The 19852-nt window shown below is 35.4% G+C and carries 11 protein-coding genes; all 11 read left to right on the top strand.

All coding sequences use genetic code 11. The annotated features are described in order from the left end of the window. The first annotated feature begins 21 nt into the window (after positions 1-21). The 11 genes from BMZ76_RS01535 (at position 22) to sov (ending at position 19771) form a co-directional block, all read left to right on the top strand. The gene (locus BMZ76_RS01535; RefSeq protein WP_091202906.1) at positions 22-1350 is read left to right on the top strand and encodes a vanadium-dependent haloperoxidase; all 1329 of its coding nucleotides are present in this window, start codon (positions 22-24) and stop codon (positions 1348-1350) included. Further along, positions 1350-2267 carry a GyrI-like domain-containing protein gene (locus tag BMZ76_RS01530; RefSeq protein WP_091202902.1) on the top strand — a complete coding sequence of 306 codons (918 nt, stop codon included), beginning with the start codon at positions 1350-1352 and terminating at the stop codon, positions 2265-2267. The genes BMZ76_RS01535 and BMZ76_RS01530 overlap by 1 nt, the downstream gene beginning before the upstream one ends. A 136-nt stretch (positions 2268-2403) precedes the next feature. Next, the gene (locus BMZ76_RS01525; protein ID WP_091202899.1) at positions 2404-3714 is read left to right on the top strand and encodes an MFS transporter; all 1311 of its coding nucleotides are present in this window, start codon (positions 2404-2406) and stop codon (positions 3712-3714) included. After that, positions 3707-4885: a glucosidase family protein gene (locus BMZ76_RS01520; RefSeq protein ID WP_208857623.1), complete on the top strand. Its 1179-nt coding sequence runs from the start codon at positions 3707-3709 to the stop codon at positions 4883-4885. Before BMZ76_RS01525 ends, BMZ76_RS01520 begins: the two co-directional genes overlap by 8 nt. Then, the gene (locus tag BMZ76_RS01515) at positions 4886-5824 is read left to right on the top strand and encodes a carbohydrate kinase family protein (RefSeq protein WP_091202896.1); all 939 of its coding nucleotides are present in this window, start codon (positions 4886-4888) and stop codon (positions 5822-5824) included. It begins immediately after the preceding gene. A 43-nt stretch (positions 5825-5867) separates the two neighbouring features. Beyond that, positions 5868-7082 carry an MFS transporter gene (locus BMZ76_RS01510; protein WP_091202894.1) on the top strand — a complete coding sequence of 405 codons (1215 nt, stop codon included), beginning with the start codon at positions 5868-5870 and terminating at the stop codon, positions 7080-7082. After that, positions 7079-8944 (top strand): trehalase family glycosidase, encoded by a 1866-nt coding sequence (locus tag BMZ76_RS01505; RefSeq protein WP_091202892.1) that lies wholly within the window; start codon positions 7079-7081, stop codon positions 8942-8944. Before BMZ76_RS01510 ends, BMZ76_RS01505 begins: the two co-directional genes overlap by 4 nt. A 71-nt stretch (positions 8945-9015) precedes the next feature. Beyond that, positions 9016-9441: a CBS domain-containing protein gene (locus BMZ76_RS01500; RefSeq protein ID WP_091202890.1), complete on the top strand. Its 426-nt coding sequence runs from the start codon at positions 9016-9018 to the stop codon at positions 9439-9441. A 155-nt stretch (positions 9442-9596) separates the two neighbouring features. After that, complete coding sequence (locus tag BMZ76_RS01495) at positions 9597-11885, top strand: NADP-dependent malic enzyme (RefSeq protein ID WP_091202887.1); 2289 nt, start codon at positions 9597-9599, stop codon at positions 11883-11885. Positions 11886-11979: 94 nt separating this feature from the next. Continuing rightward, positions 11980-12561: a Holliday junction branch migration protein RuvA gene (ruvA, locus tag BMZ76_RS01490; RefSeq protein ID WP_091202885.1), complete on the top strand. Its 582-nt coding sequence runs from the start codon at positions 11980-11982 to the stop codon at positions 12559-12561. A gap of 25 nt (positions 12562-12586) precedes the next feature. After that, positions 12587-19771 carry a T9SS outer membrane translocon Sov/SprA gene (sov, locus tag BMZ76_RS01485; RefSeq protein ID WP_091202883.1) on the top strand — a complete coding sequence of 2395 codons (7185 nt, stop codon included), beginning with the start codon at positions 12587-12589 and terminating at the stop codon, positions 19769-19771. Positions 19772-19852: the final 81 nt, after the last annotated feature.

The following is a 19852-nucleotide window of genomic DNA, read 5'->3' as shown; positions in this document are numbered from 1 at the left end:
TAACCTACAAATCAATAAAAAATGAAAACGAAAGTTATAAGTATTGCGGTGATTTGCCTTCTTTTTATTTCTTGTAATAAGAATAAGTCGATTGTAGTTACTACAGATGATTATCATGCGGCAATAGATAATGTGACTCAAATTATGATTCATGATATTTTCTCGCCACCCGTTGCCAGTAGAATTTTTGTCTATCCAAATATTGCGGCTTATGAAGTTATAGCACAAAATAGCAAAACCTATACGAGCCTTCAAAATCAATTGAACGGATTGGATTCTATTCCAAAGTTAGACCCTAAAAGTGGCGTAAATCAACCTGTTGCTGCACTTATTGCACACATGGAGTTGAGTAAGCAATTAGTTTTTTCAGAAGAAATGGTGGAGAAGTTTAGAGATAGTTTGTATCAAAAATGGAATGATGAAAATGAAGAAGAGTTTCTAATTTCTAAAGAATACGGACTAAAAGTTGCTGAACACATCAAGAAATGGATGGGACAAGACAATTACAAACAAACCCGTACAATGTCTAAATTTTCTGTGTATGCCAATCAGCCAGGAAGATGGCAGCCTACTCCGCCAGCTTATATGGATGCCGTAGAACCGCATTGGGGCGAGATTAGAACTATGGTTCTTGATTCCGCTTCACAGTTTAAACCAGTACCGGCTTTTGCATTCTCGTTAGATAAAAAATCACCTTTTTTCAAAGAAGTACAAGAAGTGTATGACATTAGTAAAGAGATGATTAAAAAAGGAGATAATTCAGAGGAAATTAAAATTGCTCAGTTTTGGGATTGTAATCCGTATGTTTCTGTAAGTCAGGGTCACATGATGTTTGCTAAAAAGAAGATTACACCTGGAGGACACTGGATGGGAATTGTAAAAATTGCAAGTAAAAAATCAAAAGCGGATTTTGCTAAAACAGTTTTCGCCTATACCAAAACTTCAATAGGAATTTTTGACGGTTTCATCAGCTGTTGGGATGAAAAATTTAAGAGCAATGTAGTGCGTCCAGAAACAGTTATTAATCAAAATATTGATGAAAACTGGAAACCTTTGTTACAAACACCTCCTTTTCCTGAATATACTAGTGGGCATTCAGTAGTTTCAATGTGTTCGGCTTCTATTTTAACGTCTGTTTTTGGAGATAATTTTGCGTATACCGATGATACTGAATTGCAATTTGGATTGCCAAATAGAAAATTCGCATCCTTTGATGCTGCCGCTAAGGAAGCTGCGATGAGCCGTCTTTATGGAGGAATTCATTACAAAGCTGCCATAGTTAACGGTATTGACCTTGGTCAGAATGTAGGAGATTTTATTGTTGGAAAACTAAAGATGATTAAAAAGTAATGACAGTCAGAAAAAAAATTATAATTGGTTTTAGTATTTTGTTTTCCTTGTTTTTGGTTTGGTATCTTTTAATAAAGGAAACCGACTACTGTATTTCATTTAAAGTAAATGCAGCTACAGGAACCGTTTTTCAAGGGATTCAGGAGTGGTCAAATGCTCAGGGTTTAAAGGAGTCTGAAAGGTATGTGATTTTAGAAAAAAGAAATTTTGACTTTATCAAACACGAAATGACCAAAAAAGAGGTTCAAATGCACTACACTTGGAACATTATTCCTATGAATGATTCAATGACAAAAGTGAGTATTGGCATCAAAGATTTAAATCATAGTTGGTACAATAAACTAACCGCACCTTTTTTTAATACTGAATTCAAGGAAGAACAAATCAAAAAAATAAGTGGTTTTAAGAAAGGATTGAGCGAACATTTAAAGAATTTTAAAGTCAGAATTGATGGAGAAGGTACAACAGAAGAAACATTTGTGGCCTACATCAATTTGAAGAGTGTTTTACAGGAAAAAGCACAAAATATGATTGCGAATGATGCTATTATTACTGGTTTTCTTTTTGAGAATCAAATAAAAATAAAAGGAAGACCCTACCTGGAAATTGTAAAATGGGATCGTGATAAAGAAACAATCGATTTTAATTATTGTTTTCCAGTTGAAAAACCCACAACAAATATTGTAAATAACGATGTAAAATTTAAAACCTTACCTGCGGTCAAAGGATTAACAGCGACTTATTACGGTAATTTCAGAACTTCAGACAGAGCTTGGTTTGCGTTGCTTGATTATGCAAAAAAGCACAAACTTAAATTGGAAAATAAAGTATTGGAACATTTCTTGTCAAATCCTTTTAATGGCGGAGCAGAGTTGCAATGGGAAACTAAAATAATTATTCCTTTTGCTTCCAAATAAAGAGCAGTTTATTTAGGTAATTTAAATTTATCGAAAACGTTTTCGGGTCTTCCGAAAACGTTTTTGTTTTTATTCTGTTTTTAATTGGCATTATTAAAATTAATTTTAGAAATAATTAACAAATTAACCAATCAGAATGAATTTAAAAGTAAAATTGAGCTTTTGGCAGATCATCAATATGAATGTTGGTTTTTTTGGCATTCAGTACAGCTTTGGCTTGCAACAAAGTGCCGTCAATCCTATTTACGATTTTCTACATGCAAGCCCGGATCAAATCCCTATACTAAATCTTGCGGGACCTTTAACTGGTTTATTGATTCAACCTATTATTGGTGCGATGAGCGATAAAACGTGGCATCCAAGATGGGGAAGGCGTAAACCTTACTTTTTTATTGGAGCCATAATTTGCAGTATCGCTTTATTTCTATTCCCATTTAGCAGTTCCTTGTGGATGGCTGCGGGTTTACTTTGGATTCTGGATGTGGGTAACAACACCGCTATGGAACCGTATCGCGCTTTTATTGCGGATACGCTGGACGAAGAACAACAGCCAATAGGTTTTCAGGCGCAAAGTTTTTTTACTGGTTTCGGACAGTTTCTGGCCTATATTTCTCTGTTTCTATTTCCTCTTGTTTTTGTTGGTTATACCGGATCATTGCCAACGTGGATTTATGCTTCCTTCTTTTTAGGAGCGATCCTCTCTGTAACTTCCATTTGGTGGAGTATGGGTAAAACAAAAGAAATCCCGCCCACAGCGGAAGAAATAGCAATTTTAAAAGCAGAACGATTACATATTTTTTCACCTTTCATCGATATATATAAAGCAGTTTTAGAAATGCCAACTGTAATGTGGCAAATATTTCTTGTTTATCTGTTTCAATGGTATGCGATGATGTGTTACTGGCAAAACAATTCAAAAAGTATTGCTTTATCCGTATGGAATGTAACCCCGATGAATGCAATGGGCTACGAAAAAGCGGTAGAATGGAACGGATTAATCGGTGCTTTTGGATTTATAGTTACTTTTTCAATTGCTTTTTATTTGGCAAAATTAGCCAAAAAACACGGTGCAAAAATGATTCATTTTGTCTGTCTGTTATTTGGAGCCGTTTCGTTTTTATGGTTTCCAATAGTACAAAATCAATATGTGTTTTTTGCGGTAATTATTGGCTACGGCATTGCTTGGGCAAGTATGATGGGAATACCATATTTGATGGTCGTTGCTGTTATTCCAAAAGAGCGCTATGGAGTCTACATGGGTATTATAAATATGATGATTGTTATTCCAATGATTATCCAAAATCTCTCTTTTGGTTATATTTTAAAAAACTTCTTAGATAATGATCCTCGCCAAGCCATTACTTTTGCTGGGGTTCTATTGTTAATCAGTGCTTTTTGTACCCTTTTGATTAAAACAAAAAAAAATTCAACCCAACAATATGAATAGTGATCTGAATTACACAAAAGCAATTGAGTTGCTTGAAAAAGTCTCCTCGTCAGAAGGGTTTTTGGCGAGTGCCCAAAATATTTCTAACTATAAAAGAGTCTGGGCTAGGGATGGTGTGATTTGTGGATTAGCAGCTTTGGCTTCGGGAGACGAAAAATTAATTGAAACATTTCGTAAAACATTAGAAACATTAGCCAATAATCAACATCAAATCGGAACTATTCCATCAAATGTGATGACAAATGGCGACCAAGTTGAGGTTAGTTATGGCGGATTGGCAGGAAGAGTAGATGCGGTGACTTGGTTTGTAATTGGGATTTGCCAATATGCCTATTATACAAAAGACATTACCTTTGTGGCAAAATACGATACTGAAATTGAAAAGTGTTTTGCGCTCCTGGATGCTTGGGAATTTAACAATAAAGGACTTTTATATGTGCCATTATCAGGAAACTGGGCAGATGAATACATTACAGACGGTTATGTCTTGTACGATCAATTACTCCGAATTTGGGCTCTGAAAAGCTACAATCATTTTGCGCAGGACGAGGATATTACCGTAAAGATTGCCACAATAACAAAGCAACTGGAAATTAATTTCACACCAAACTCTGCAGGTGAAAAATATCACGAACGGGCTTACAATGAGGTAAATATTCAAAAATACATGCCATGTTCCTTTTCACCTGCAGGATATAAAACACAGTTTGATGCTTTTGCAAATTCGTTGGCTTTGTACTTAAACATTGGTTCCGAAGATTTTCAAAATTCAATTTTAGAATATTCAATTGCACTCAAAAACGAAATGAAATTGCAGTTGTTGCCTGCTTTTTGGCCACCAATAAAAGAAACTGATTTAGACTGGAATTTGCTTAAAAACAATTGCAAATACGAGTTTAGGAATTACCCGAATGAGTTTCATAACGGAGGAAGCTGGTCTATGGTTAATGGCTTTTATGGTCTGGCTTTGTTTTCAAAAGGAAAAAAGAAGGAGGCTCTTGCGCTTTTAACTGCAATAAACGAAGCCAATGCTTTGGAAGATTTTACTTTCTACGAAAACTTCAATAGTGAAACCAAAGAGCCAAACGGTGTTCCTTTTTGCGCTTGGAGTGGTGCAGCAACGGTGCTATTACACCAAAGTTTACATACAAATTTTAAATTTTTAGTTTAATTGGAAAAAACAATAGACATAATATGTGCAGGCGAAGTTTTGATTGATTTTATTGGTCACGAAATGAATACGTCTATAAATAGGACCAAAGATTACCATCGTTTTTTGGGAGGTTCACCAACAAATGTTGCTGTAAATGCAACGCGTTTGGGTTTGAAATCAGTATTAGTAGCTACCTGTGGAGAAGATGGATTAGGCGAATATATTGTTAGGAAGTTAAAAGCGAATCATGTTATTACATCACATGTTAGGAAATCAGAAAGTCATCCCACTTCTGTAATATTTGTTTCAAAATCGACCAGTACGCCTGATTTTATTCCGTACAGAGAAGCTGATTGTCAAATTGAGCAAAGTCAAATACCGAATGACTTACTAGAAAGTGCTAAAATTTTCCATACGACTTGCTTTGCTTTAAGCAAAAATCCGGCTCGTATAACTATTGTCGAAAGTGCTAAACGAGCAAAAGCGTTAGGATTACAAACCAGTATTGATATTAATTTTTCGGAAAGGATTTGGCCGAATCGTGAAGAAGCAAAACAGGTTTTGAAAGAATATTTGTCAACTGATCCGTTAGTAAAATTAAGCGAAGACGACTGTTACCGTCTTTTTGCGGAAGCAAAAACCGAAGATTTTATTTTTGATTATTTTCATAGCTTAGGAGCTTCAACCATTTGTTTGACAAAAGGGAAGGATGGTGTTGTTTTATCGAATGTTGATTCCGGAATGTTTCATCAAAAAGCTTTACCGGTTGAAGACATCAAAGACACAACAGGCGCAGGAGATGCTTTTTGGACGGGTTTTTTATACGCGCAATTGTTGAATAAAAACTTTGAAGAAACGATAACTATTGCACAGAAATTGGCAGTTTTGAAACTTCAGAATGTAGGCAGATTGCCGGAAGGAGTAGACATTCAGGAATATTTAAATATAAATTTATAATCCAAAGTTAAATGCTAATTCAACTCAAAATATTACGTAAAAGATGAAAAAAAGTACGGTTAAAATTGCCATGTATCTCAATTACTTTGTATTTGCGATTCTGCTGAACAGCGTAGGAATTGTGATACTAAAGGCGCAAAAAAATTATGGGGTAGATGAGTTGCAAGCCAGTGTTCTAGAAGCTTTTAAGGATTTACCTATTGCCATTGTTTCGTTTTTAATCGCTTCGTTTTTACCCAGAATTGGATATAAGAGAGCTATGCTTATTGGTTTGGCTTTGGTTTCAGTAGCTTGCGTCAGTATGTATTTTGGAAATTCTTTTGGAACGGCAAAATTGCTTTTTGCTACCGTTGGCGTTTCTTTTGCACTGATAAAAGTATCGGTGTATTCGCTTATTGGAACCATAACAGAGAATCAGCAGGAGCACAATAGTTTGATGAGTAGCATTGAAGGCGTGTTTATGATAGGAATTGCGTTGGCGTATTTCTTATTTCCTGCTTTTAATTCAGATGCGAATCCAGATGCTTGGTTGAACGTGTATTGGCTATTGGCGGGAATTTCAGCAGTGTCTTTTGGCTTTTTATTTTTTACCAAATTCGAAAGTCAAACGGACATTCCGGGTGTTGATTTAGCCGATGACTTCAAAGAAATGTTTAAATTATTCGCGAAACTGTTAACCATCGTTTTTGTAATTAGTGCGTTCCTGTTTGTAATGATCGAGCAGGGAATTATGTCTTGGCTCCCTACTTTCAACAGTAAGGTATTGCATCTTCCGGAGAATATCAGTATCATGATGGCAAGTATTTTGGCTATTTCATTAGCTGTGGGACGACTTTTGGCCGGCGTTATTACGAAAAGAGTCAATTGGTTTTGGGTACTTAGTTTTAGTATTGTAGCGGCAATGCTTATTGTGATTTTTGTACTTCCAAAAGCAGTTGGATTGGATGTCAAAGAAATTAATTCGCTTGGGGATATTCCTTTGATAGGATTTGCTTTTCCATTAGTGGGACTTTTTATTGCGCCAATTTATCCGCTTTTAAATTCCGTAGTTTTAAGCGCCCTGCCTAAAAAATTGCATAGCTCAATGACCGGGTTAATTGTAGTTTTTTCTGCACTTGGCGGTACTTTGGGTTCCAGAGTAATTGGTTATTTATTTAAAAACGAAGGTCCGGAAAATGCATTTTATTACACATTAATCCCAATGGCGCTATTACTTGTCTCTTTCTTTATTTTAAAAAAACTTACTGCTAAACAATGAAATTCTTACTCAACATAGACAAAGTATTCCACGCTTTATTGCTTCAAGAGGATACAGATCAAGATAGAAAAATTACTAAAGACGACAAAGGACCTAAAAAATTTGTTTTGGTTGACGAAACTAGCAAACAGGAAGTGGCTATCATAGGGACGTACCATTTGTCAAATTTATTGCAAGAATTAGCCCAGCTAAAGGAGATGAATTTAGGAATGGGTGAAGTTGATTTAAGTCGCATTCAAGAGAATCCTGTACACCGAATTTCAAGAAAAATAAAGGATGATTATTGGGAAGAATTGACTCGAACGATTGATAAAAAAGGGTTGGGGCAAATTATTGAAGACGAAAAAACCTCCAGTGATGTGGCAACACTTTATGTTGCTGCCAAAGACAAACAGGGAGTTGCTTATTTTCAAGAATTGGAAAAAGAATTGTCAAATTTTAAAGTTGAAATTCTGCCTGAAAATTATTCGATGGAATATGTGGAAACTTTAAATGAGAAACCGGGAATTCTAGCTTTGGCTTTGGAACAAAAAACATACAGTTTGCAAGGCGTTCCTTTTGTGGTTCCCGGTGGAAGATTCAACGAAATGTATGGTTGGGACAGCTATTTTATTGGTGTTGGTTTATTGATCGACGGTCAAGTAAATAAAGCAATGGCGATTGCTGAGAATTTTAAATACCAAATTATTCATTACGGAAAAATTTTGAATGCAAATAGAAGTTATTATTTGACAAGAACGCAACCACCTTTATATTCTTCTTTGCTAATTAAAATTGCAAAAAAGAAGATACCAAGTTTAGACTGGTTAAGAAGTCATTTGGAAACGGTCATTTTAGAATACAATACGGTTTGGATGGTTCAAGGAAATCGATTAACGCCAACAGGTTTAAACCGATACAAAGCCGATGGAATTGGGATGCCATTTGAAGTGGAACCGGGACATTTTGATGATGTTTTAGAACCGTACGCAAAAAAATACAATTTGCCTGTTCGAGAATTCGAAAAACAGTATTTGCAGAGAACGCTTATAGATGCGGAACTGGATGTCTATTTTGTTCACGACAGAAGCATGAGAGAAAGTGGACACGACACCACAAACCGACTCATTAATAGGTGTGCCAATTTGAATTCAGTAGATGTCAATAGTTTTCTTTATAAATATGAAAAAGATGTCGCTTATCTAATAAAAGAGCATTTCGATACTGCTTTCCAGGTTGGCGATGTGGTTTACACTTCGGAAGAATGGGAACAAAAGGCACTTTCCAGAAAAAATAAAATGAATGAATTGTGTTGGAACGAAGCGTCAAGCATGTATTTTGATTATGATTTTGTGAATCATGAGCAATTTCCGTTTCAAGCAGCAACAACATTTTTTCCTTTGTGGGCTGGGTTGTGTGATGAAAATCAGGCTAAAAAATTAGTGGAAGTTGCCTTACCGCAATTTATAAAAACAGGAGGAATTACGGGAAGTACCAAAGCGAGTGTTGCAAATGCTTCAAAAGAGGCTCCGCAGCGACAATGGGACTATCCTTTTGGATGGGCACCGCACCAAATGTTGTTATGGGAAGGATTGATTAACTACAATTATTTGGATAAAGCACAAGAAATGGTGTACAGATGGTTGTGGTTAATTACAAAAAATGCAGTGGATTATAATGGAACGATTCCGGAAAAATTTGATTTGGAAATCAATTCGCATAAAGTTTTTGCCGAATATGGGAATGTAGGGACTAAATTTGATTACATCGCCAAAGAGGGTTTTGGGTGGGTAAACGCGTCTTATCAATATGGATTGCAAATTTTAAGCGAAGAATTAAAAGAGAAATTAGGAGAATTGATTTTTCCCGATACTATTTTTTAGCCCTGAAAAATATTTTTTGTTGTTTGAATGTATATTTTTTTTAACTTTATAATTCACTAAATGAATCAATTATGACTGTTAATCAAATTTTAAGCACCAAAGGAAAGGATGTTTATTCCATACTTTCTACAAACACTGTATACGAAGCATTGACAGTGATGAGCGAAAAAAATATCGGAGCTATTCTTATCATTGAAGATACAGTTTTGAAAGGGGTTTTATCTGAAAGAGATTATGCTCGAAAAATTGTTTTGAAAGCAAAATCTTCAAAGAAAGCCTTTGTTTATGAAATTATGGAAACTGATGTGGTTACGGTAAATCCATCGGATAATTTAGAGTACTGCATGGAATTAATGAGTACAAAAAGAGTTCGACATTTGCCAGTTTTGGAAAATGAGATTGTAATTGGGATTATCTCAATAAGTGACGTAGTAAAAGCCATAATTGAGATGCAAAAAGATACCATTCAACATTTAAACTCTTACATTACGCAATAAAAACAATTAAAAAAGATTTAATTACAAAAAGCTACAGTTGATGTAGTTTTTTTTTTTGGAATCGAAAAGGGCTTTTTTTGCAAAAGAATAGGATAAAAGTAAACTTTTTAAACCAAGTCTTCTATCTTTGTAAACTAGAATAAAATCTAAAAACAATGGACAAAAATAGCAAAAGAAGAGAAGCATTATTATACCACGCAAAGCCAACTCCTGGTAAAATTCAAGTAGTTCCTACTAAGAAATATGCAACACAAAGAGATTTATCTTTGGCATATTCTCCTGGTGTAGCTGAGCCGTGTTTAGAAATAGCCAAAGATGTAAACAACGTTTATAAATATACCGCAAAAGGTAATTTAGTTGCAGTAATCACCAATGGAACTGCAGTTTTAGGATTGGGCGACATTGGCCCGGAAGCATCAAAACCAGTAATGGAAGGGAAAGGATTACTGTTTAAAATCTTTGCTGATATTGATGTATTTGACATTGAAATTGGAACAAAAGATATTGAAGAATTTATCCAGACCGTAAAAAATATAGCCCCCACTTTTGGTGGAATTAATTTAGAAGACATTAAAGCACCGGAATCTTTTGAAATTGAAAGACGATTAGTTGAAGAGTTGAATATTCCTGTAATGCACGATGATCAGCACGGTACAGCCATCATATCTTCGGCTGCATTGTTGAATGCATTAGAATTAGCAGGTAAAAAATCAGAAGATGTAAAAATGGTTGTCTCTGGAGCCGGCTCTGCTGCCTTAGCTTGTGCTAATATGTACGTTTTATTAGGTGTTAAAATTGAGAATATATTGATGTTTAACAGTAAAGGAGTTTTGACAAAAGACAATCCTTCTTTATCTATTTTGCAACAAAAATATGCGCAAGACATAAAACCAATAAGTCTTGAAGAAGCATTAGTGGGTGCGGATCTTTTTTTAGGATTGTCATCAGGCAATATCATGACTCCAAAAATGTTGCTGGGGATGGCCGAAAATCCAATTGTTTTTGCAATGGCAAATCCAGATCCGGAAATAGATTATAACCTTGCGATTGCAACTCGTAAAGATCTTATAATGGCAACAGGACGTTCTGATTTTCCTAATCAAGTAAATAATGTTCTAGGATTTCCCTATATTTTTAGAGGCGCATTAGATGTTCGTGCTACCAAAATAAATGAGGCTATGAAAATGGCAGCAGTAAGAGCCCTAGCTGCATTAGCAAAAGAATCGGTTCCAGAGCAAGTGAACATAGCTTACGGAGCTACAAAATTGGTTTTTGGAAAAGAATATATTATTCCTTCTCCATTCGATCCTAGATTGATAACTGTTGTTGCGCCAGCTGTTGCAAAAGCAGCGATGGATTCCGGTGTAGCGTTAAATCATATTACAGATTGGAAAAAATACGAAGAAGAATTATTAGACCGTTTAGGGAATGATAATAAAATGGTTCGTTTAATTACCAATAGAGCTAAGATGGATCCTAAAAAAATTGTTTTTGCTGAAGCAGATCATTTAGATGTTCTCAAAGCAGCGCAAATTGTATGGGAAGAAGGTATCGGTTTCCCAATTTTATTAGGGGATAAAGAAATTATTTTAGAATTAAAAGCAGAAATAGGTTTTGATGCCGATATTCAAATTATAGATCCTAAAATTAACGAAGAAGAAGAACGAAGAAATAAATTTGCAAATACCTACTGGTCCACTCGACAAAGACGTGGAATTTCTTTTTTAGATGCGCAAAAATTAATGCGTGAAAGAAACTATTTTGCCGCAATGATGGTCAATGAAGGAGAAGCAGATGCACTGGTAACAGGACACTCAAGAAGTTATCCTTCTGTGGTTAAACCAATGTTGCAACTCATCGAAAAAGCGCCAGGAGCTTCTATTATAGCTACTACTAACATGATGATGACGGCTCGTGGGCCCATGTTTTTGTCCGATACTGCAATAAACATTAATCCATCAGCAGATGATTTAGCTAAAATTGCCATTATGACGGCCAAAACAGCCAAAATGTTTGGGGTAGAACCGGTAATTGCAATGGTATCATTTTCTAATTTCGGATCGTCTTCAAGTGAAAGCGCAACCAAAGTAAGAGAAGCGGTAGCTTATTTGCATAAAAATCATCCGGAGATGATCATTGATGGTGAACTTCAAGCAGATTTTGCTTTGAACCCAGAAATGCTGAAAGCAAAATTTCCTTTTTCAAAATTGGCAGGTAAAAAAGTAAACACTTTGATTTTTCCAAATTTAGAATCAGCAAACATTACCTATAAGCTTTTGAAAGAATTGAATAAAGTAGATTCAATAGGGCCCATCATGCTGGGAATGGGAAAACCAGTCCATATATTTCAATTGGGTGCAAGTGTTGAGGAAATGGTCAATATGGCTGCTATTGCGGTGATTGATGCACAGGAAAAAGAAAATAAAAAAGCCAAACAAATTTAATTTAATACACTGAAGACAACAAGTATAGTTAAAATTATGAATTTAATTTAACTCGATGCTAATTTTGTTATATTTGGAAATATATTAACACTTCATGATAGCACATTTACAAGGCAAATTGGTAGAGAAATCGCCCACACAAATAATCATTGATTGTGGAGGTGTTGGCTATCATGTAAATATTTCTTTACATACGTATTCCTTATTACCAAACACAGATTTAATAAAAGTCTATACGCATCTTCAGATAAAAGAAGATGCGCATACGCTTTTTGGTTTTATGGAAAAGTCAGAAAGAGAAATTTTTAGGCTCTTATTATCTGTTTCCGGCATAGGAGCGAGTATAGCCCGAACCATGCTTTCCTCATTAGATCCAAAACAAATTACAAATGCCATTGCATCTGCGGATGTAATTACTATTCAATCAATAAAAGGAATAGGCAGTAAAACAGCTCAAAGAGTAATATTGGATTTAAAGGAAAAAGTATTAAAATTGTATGATTTAGATGAAGTTTCTATGTCAAAAAGCAATACTAATCGAGATGAAGCGTTATCAGCTTTAGAAGTTCTTGGGTTTGTACGAAAAACTTCAGAAAAAATTATTGAAAAAATAGTCAAAGAAGATCCAGATGCTTCTGTAGAATCAATTATCAAAAAAGCTTTAAAAAACCTTTAAAAGATATTCAAGAAAAACGAGTTGTATGCATAAAATTTGTATTTTTTTACTTGTTTTATTTTGTGGATTAGTGTCGCAGGCACAAGTAGAACAAGCAGCTCAGGATACCGTTAAAACTGGTTTTTCTATTGGGAAACTTCAACTAAAAAACCCTCAAAGTATTCTTTCTGCTTACACGTATGATCCTGTTACGGATCGTTATGTTTACACCAATTCTGTTGATGGATTTTCTATCAATTATCCTATTATTTTAACACCAAAAGAGTACGAAAGCCTTGTTTTGAAAGAATCCATGCGTGATTATTTTAAGAAAAAGGTAGACGCAATTGATGGGAAAAAAGAAGGAAGTGAACTTGCGAAAAGAGATTTGTTACCCAGATATTACATAAAATCAGGACTGTTTGAATCTATTTTTGGAAGTAACACAATTGATGTAAAACCTACCGGATCTGTAGAAATGGATTTGGGAATGCGTTACACCAAACAAGATAATCCATCTTTTTCTCCAAGAAACAGATCCAATCTTTCTTTCGATTTTGACCAAAGAATAAGCATGAGCTTGATGGGAAAAGTGGGAACACGACTTACTGTGAATGCCAATTATGATACGCAGTCTACATTTGCTTTTCAAAATTTAATCAAGTTAGATTACGCTCCTTCTGAGGATGATATCATTCAGAAAATTGAAGTGGGGAATGTCAGCATGCCGTTAAACAGTTCTTTAATTCGAGGCGCGCAAAGTTTGTTTGGTGTAAAAACGCAACTGCAATTTGGAAAAACAACAATAACAGGCGTTTTTTCGGAACAAAAATCACAAACAAAGAGTTTAATTGCTCAAGGGGGAGGAACAATTGAGAATTTTGAAATGTTTGCTTTGGATTATGATAGTGACAGACACTTTTTTTTATCCCAATATTTTAGAAATAGATATGATAAATCGCTGACAAATTATCCCTTCATCGATAGTAGAGTCCAAATTTCCAGAATTGAAATTTGGGTAACCAACAAACAAAACCGAGTTACCGCAACCAATAATAATCTAAGAAATATTATTGCGCTTCAGGATTTAGGAGAAGGACAGTTGTCTGGTTTGCCTGATAATGAAGTGGTTGTTTTAGATCCTTCAACAGGAATTTTCAACAATCCTTTAGATTCTCCTACTGACAACTCCAATAATGATTATGATCCGGCTCAGATTCTTACAGGAACGGGTTTGCTAAACCCTAATATTCGCGAAATAGTAACTTCGAATTCCGGTTTTAATGCAACGGTAAGCGAAGGTCAGGATTACTCAAAATTGGAAAATGCCAGAAAACTGAATCCAAATGAATACACATTCAATCCACAATTAGGATATATTTCATTGCAACAACGATTGGCAAATGATGAGGTTTTAGCAGTGGCGTACCAATATACGATTGGTGATAAAGTTTATCAGGTGGGAGAATTTGGTAATGATGGTGTAGATGCAACCGTTGTGACAGGAAATACTCCTTCAAACCAAGCTATTATTTCTCAAAGTTTGATTTTGAAAATGTTGAAAAGTAATTTGACCAATGTTAAAAATCCAGTTTGGAATTTGATGATGAAAAACATCTATCAGATTCAAGGCGGCTATCAATTGAAACAAGAAGATTTTAGATTTAATATTCTTTACACAGATCCTTCGCCATTAAATTACATTACCGAAGTGCCGGGAAGTCCTTTTCCAGCAAATCCTACTAAAGAAAATAAAGTTGCCGAAACGCCGTTGTTGAAAGTATTCAATTTGGATAAATTAAATTACAACAACGATCCGCAAACTGGTGGAGATGGTTTTTTTGATTTTATGCCAGGCTTGACTATTGATGCGCAAAACGGAAGAATAATATTCACCACCAAAGAGCCCTTTGGAGAATTATTATTTTCTAAATTATCTAATAGAGGTTCCGGAGAAAATTATAATAATAGTAGTACTTATAATGAAAATCAAAAAAAATATGTGTTCCGCAGTATGTACCGAAATACACAATCTGGCGCTTTGCAGGACAGTGATAAAAATAAATTTTTATTGAGAGGAAAATATAAATCGACCGGTAGTGACGGAATCCCAATTGGTGCATTCAATGTTCCTCAAGGTTCGGTTGTGGTAACCGCAGCGGGAAGAGTTTTGGTTGAAGGAATTGATTACAGCGTCAACTATCAGTTAGGCCGCGTTCAAATTTTGGACCCCTCGTTGCAAGCATCAAATACACCTATTGAAGTCTCATTGGAAAACAACTCTGTTTTTGGTCAGCAAACCAGAAGATTCATGGGACTAAATGTAGAGCATAAAATTTCCGATAGCTTTGTGGTTGGGGGTACATTCTTAAAAATGTCTGAACGACCGTTTACACAAAAATCGAGCTTTGGTCAGGAATCCGTTAACAATACTATTTTTGGATTCAATACAAATTTCTCTACTGAAGTTCCTTTTTTAACCCGTTTGGTAAATAAATTACCAAATATTGATACCGACGTTCCTTCTAACCTTTCGGTTCGAGGTGAAATAGCTTTTTTGAAACCGGACTCGCCAAAAGCGGATCAATTTCAGGGAGAATCGACCATTTATCTTGATGATTTTGAGGGCTCGCAATCTACCATTGACATGCGTTCCTCGTATTCTTGGAGTTTAGCATCCACACCAGAGCGAAATCCATCAAGTACGTATGATTTTAATGCAACTGCCAATGATTTAAGTTATGGATTCAAAAGAGCTAAATTAGCTTGGTATTCTATTGATCCTGTTTTTTATACGCAAAAGCCCGTTGGAATCTCAAATGAAGATTTGTCTTTCAATAAAACCCGAAGAATTTTCAGTGAGGAATTGTATCCTTTGACAGATATTGCACAAGGACAATCACAAGTTGTAAATACATTGGATCTAAGTTATTATCCATCGGAGCGAGGGCCGTATAACAATAATCCAAATGGAGCTTTAAATCCAGCAGATAACTTTGGTGGAATTATGCGATCGTTAAATTCAACAAATTTCGAACAAGGAAATGTGGAGTACATTCAGTTTTGGGTGTTAGATCCTTACGTTGGAAATGGTCAGGCTACTCAGTCAAACATTGGAAAAATATATTTCAATTTAGGAGAAATAGCAGAAGATGTTTTGAAAGACGGAAGGAAACAATATGAAAATGGACTTGGGCCAGACCAGATTTTGGTTAATCCAAGACCGTTATGGGGAGATGTTCCTGCTTCCCAATCCTTGATTTATGCTTTTGATACTAATGCTGATAATAGAAAAAATCAGGATATTGGTCTGGACGGTCTGGCTAATGCCAATGAAGGAGCGGTTTATACAAATTTCGCCTCGGAGCTGGATCCTGCAGCAGATGATTACACCTTTTATCTGAATGCTTCGGGAGGAATTTTGGATCGGTATAAAAGGTATAACGGTACAGATGGGAATTCAGCGGTAGACATCACTGATCCCAATAGAGGATCATCAACGGTTCCTGATGTCGAAGATATTAACAGAGACAATACGATGAATACCATCAATGCGTATTATGAGTATAGTGTTGATGTACAACCTGGAATGAATGTTGGACAAAATTACATCACCGACATAAGAAATACACAAGTGACACTGCCAGATGGTTCTACTACTGAAGCCAGATGGTTGCAGTTTAAAATTCCGGTTGCTCAGCCTGAAAATACGATTGGGAATATTTCTGATTTTAGATCCATCCGTTTCATGAGAATGTTTATGACTGGATTTAATGAGGCTGTAACGATTCGTTTTGGAGCCTTGGATTTAGTTCGTGGCGAATGGAGAAGGTATACCAATACTCTTGATTTTAATGATACGAATGTTTTGAATGACGACACTAACTTAGATGTTTTAGCTGTTAACGTTCAGGAAAATAACGAAAGATGTCCGGTAAATTATATTACACCGCCGGGAGTACAAAGGGAACAATTATTTAATAATAATACGATAATCAATCAAAATGAGCAATCGTTAGCGTTGAGAGTTTCCGGCGACGGATTAGAGCCGGAAGATTCCAGAGCAGTCTTTAAAAATGTGAGTATTGATATGCGTCAATTCAAGAAATTGAAAATGTTTTTGCACGCAGAATCTTTAACGGGTGAAATTGCACTTCAAGACAATCAAATGGTTGGTTTTATACGTTTTGGAAATGACTTTACTCAAAATTTCTATCAAATTGAGATTCCATTAAAAGTGACGGTTGCTGATCAAGTTGTTATTCCGGATCCCAATAATCCAATTCCCAAAAATCCAAATATTAAGGATTGTTCTGCATTAAGCGCAGAAGCGGTTTGGCCAGAAGAGAATGAAATTGATTTGTCTTTGGCATTATTGACTAAATTGAAGATTTTAGCCATGAGTGTTGACCCAAACACGCTGCCTTTAGATGGGATTTATTATCCAGATTCGGATCTTAGTAAACCAGACGGAGACGGAAGCAGTTCGTTAAAGTTAGGAATAAAAGGAAATCCAAATTTTGGTTTGGTCCGCACACTTATGGTTGGTGTGAAAAACAATGATCTTCTTAACGATATTAAAGGAGAAGTTTGGTTCAATGAACTTCGTTTGGCAGATATGGACAATCAGGGCGGAATGGCGGCAGTATTGAATGTAGATTCAAATTTAGCTGATTTTGCCACCGTTTCTGCATCAGGTAGAAAAAGCACTATCGGTTTTGGCGCATTAGAACAAGGGCCAAACGAGAGAAACCGTGAGGATACAGAGCAATATAGTATTGTGACCAATGTAAATCTTGGAAAATTATTGCCGCAAAAATGGGGTGTCAATTTGCCATTCAATTACGCTATTGGTGAAGAAACCATAACTCCAGAATACGATCCTTTCAATCAAGATATCAAATTAAAACAGTTGCTTGATAATACAACCGATCAAAATAAAAAAGATAATATTACCAATAGAGCAGTTGATTATACAAAACGTAAGAGCATCAACTTTATCGGAGTGAGAAAAGAGCGCCAGCCGGAACAGAAGCAACATGTTTATGATCCTGAAAATTTTACGTTCTCCCAGTCTTTTAACGAAGTGGAACGCCATGATTTTGAAATAGAAGATTACGTAGATCAGCAAGCAAATTCATCTGTGGATTATGCGTACACTTTTCAGTCTAAACCAGTAGAGCCGTTCAAAAAGACTAAATTCATGAAAAAAAGTAATTATTGGAAGCTGTTAAGCGATTTTAATTTTAACTATTTGCCTTCCAATATTTCATTTAATACAAATATCAACAGACAATACAACCGCCAACAATTCAGACAAGTTGAGGTAGAAGGAATTGGAATTGACCCACTGTACCGTCGAAATTTTGCGTTCAATTATCAATACGGGTTCAATTATAATTTGACAAAATCGTTGAAATTAAATTATACGGCATCTTCAAGCAATATCGTGAAAAACTATTTGAATGAGGATAACGAGCCTATTGACAGTTTTACAATTTGGGACAGTTATTGGGATATTGGAGATCCAAACCAGCACATGCAACAATTGGTTCTAAATTATGAAATCCCTATTAATAAAATTCCATTATTCAGTTTTGTCAAAGCAAATTACTCCTATACGGGTGATTACAGCTGGCAACGCACTTCTAATGCATTATCGCAAATTCAAATTGACGGGCAAGATTATAATTTAGGAAATACAGTTCAGAATGCAAGCTCCAATAATTTGAATGCATCATTCAATATGGACATGTTGTACAAGTATTTAGGAGTGACAAAAAACAACAATAAAACGCTTCCAAAACCTAAAGCGGCAGCGCCAAAACCAGGCGAAAAAATAGTGAATACCAGTGCCAGTCAAATTCCCAAAAACAATGTATTTGTTGATGGTTTAATTGGAGTGTTGACCAGCGTAAAGAATATTCAGATGAATTATACCCATAATAGCGGCACAATTTTACCTGGATATACGCCGGGAGTTGGTTTTTTGGGATCTTCAAGACCGTCGTTAGGCTTTATATTTGGAAGTCAGGATGATGTTCGTTATGAGGCGGCCAAAAATGGTTGGCTGACGAATTATCCGGACTTTAACCAAAATTTTTCTCAAGTCACCAATAAATTATTTAAGGCTACAGCCAATGTAGATTTGTTTCCCGATTTGAAAATTGATTTGACATTAGACAGGGCTTATTCTAAGAATTCGTCAGAACAATACGACGTTACCGACGGAATTTACAATCCGAGATCGCCGTATAGTACAGGTATTTTCTCTATATCGGCAGTTTTAATAAAGACCTCATTTTCTACCAGTGATGAAATTTCGTCAATAGCGTTTGATGATTTCAGAATGAATCGTCTAACGGTAGCAAACCGTTTAGCAACAGAAAGAGGAATTGACATTAATAATCCTGTCAATATTGATGCGGAAGGATTTCCATTAGGATATGGAAAAAATAATCAAGCCGTATTGTTGCCGGCCTTTTTAGCGGCTTATTCCGGAGGTGATGCCTCAAATGTTTCCCTTGGAATTTTCAGAAGTTTTCCAATACCGAACTGGGCTGTAAAATACAATGGATTGATGCGTTATGATATTTTCAAGAAGAATTTCAAACGCTTCTCTTTGCAACACAATTATCGCGCTTCATACACTATAAATGCATTCAGATCGAATTTTGAATATGATAATTCGCCAGATGGAGTAGATGCCAGCGGTAACTTTTTCAATCAGACAATTATGTCTAATATCAACTTGGTAGAACAATTCAGTCCGTTGTTGAGAATGGATTTTGAATTAAAAAGTTCTTTAAAAGTATTGACTGAAATTAAAAAAGACAGAGCATTATCAATGAGTTTCGACAATAATTTATTGACGGAAGTAAAAGGAATTGAATATGTGGTAGGATTGGGGTATCGATTCAAAGATGTGATTTTCTCTTCTCGATTGGCGGATAATCCAACTGGAATAATAAAAAGCGACATCAATTTGAAAGGAGATTTATCGTATCGAAATAATCAGACAATTGTTCGTTATTTAGATTATGATAACAATCAATTGGCAGGCGGTCAAAATATATGGTCTATAAAATTGACGGCGGATTACGCATTCAGCAAAAACCTGACGGCTATTTTCTATTACGATCATTCTTTTTCGAAAGCAGTAATCTCTACTTCTTTTCCGCTGACGAACGTTCGTTCCGGATTTACGCTTCGTTATAATTTTGGAAATTAATTTTTCGAAATCTAAACCAGATTTGGATAGAAGATTGTTACATTTGTCAAAGAAAATTTCAATTATCAATTAATAATTATC

Origin of the sequence: Flavobacterium xueshanense (genome assembly GCF_900112975.1) — a bacterium.
Taxonomy (GTDB): domain Bacteria; phylum Bacteroidota; class Bacteroidia; order Flavobacteriales; family Flavobacteriaceae; genus Flavobacterium; species Flavobacterium xueshanense.
This window is presented reverse-complemented; position numbering and strand designations above follow the sequence as displayed.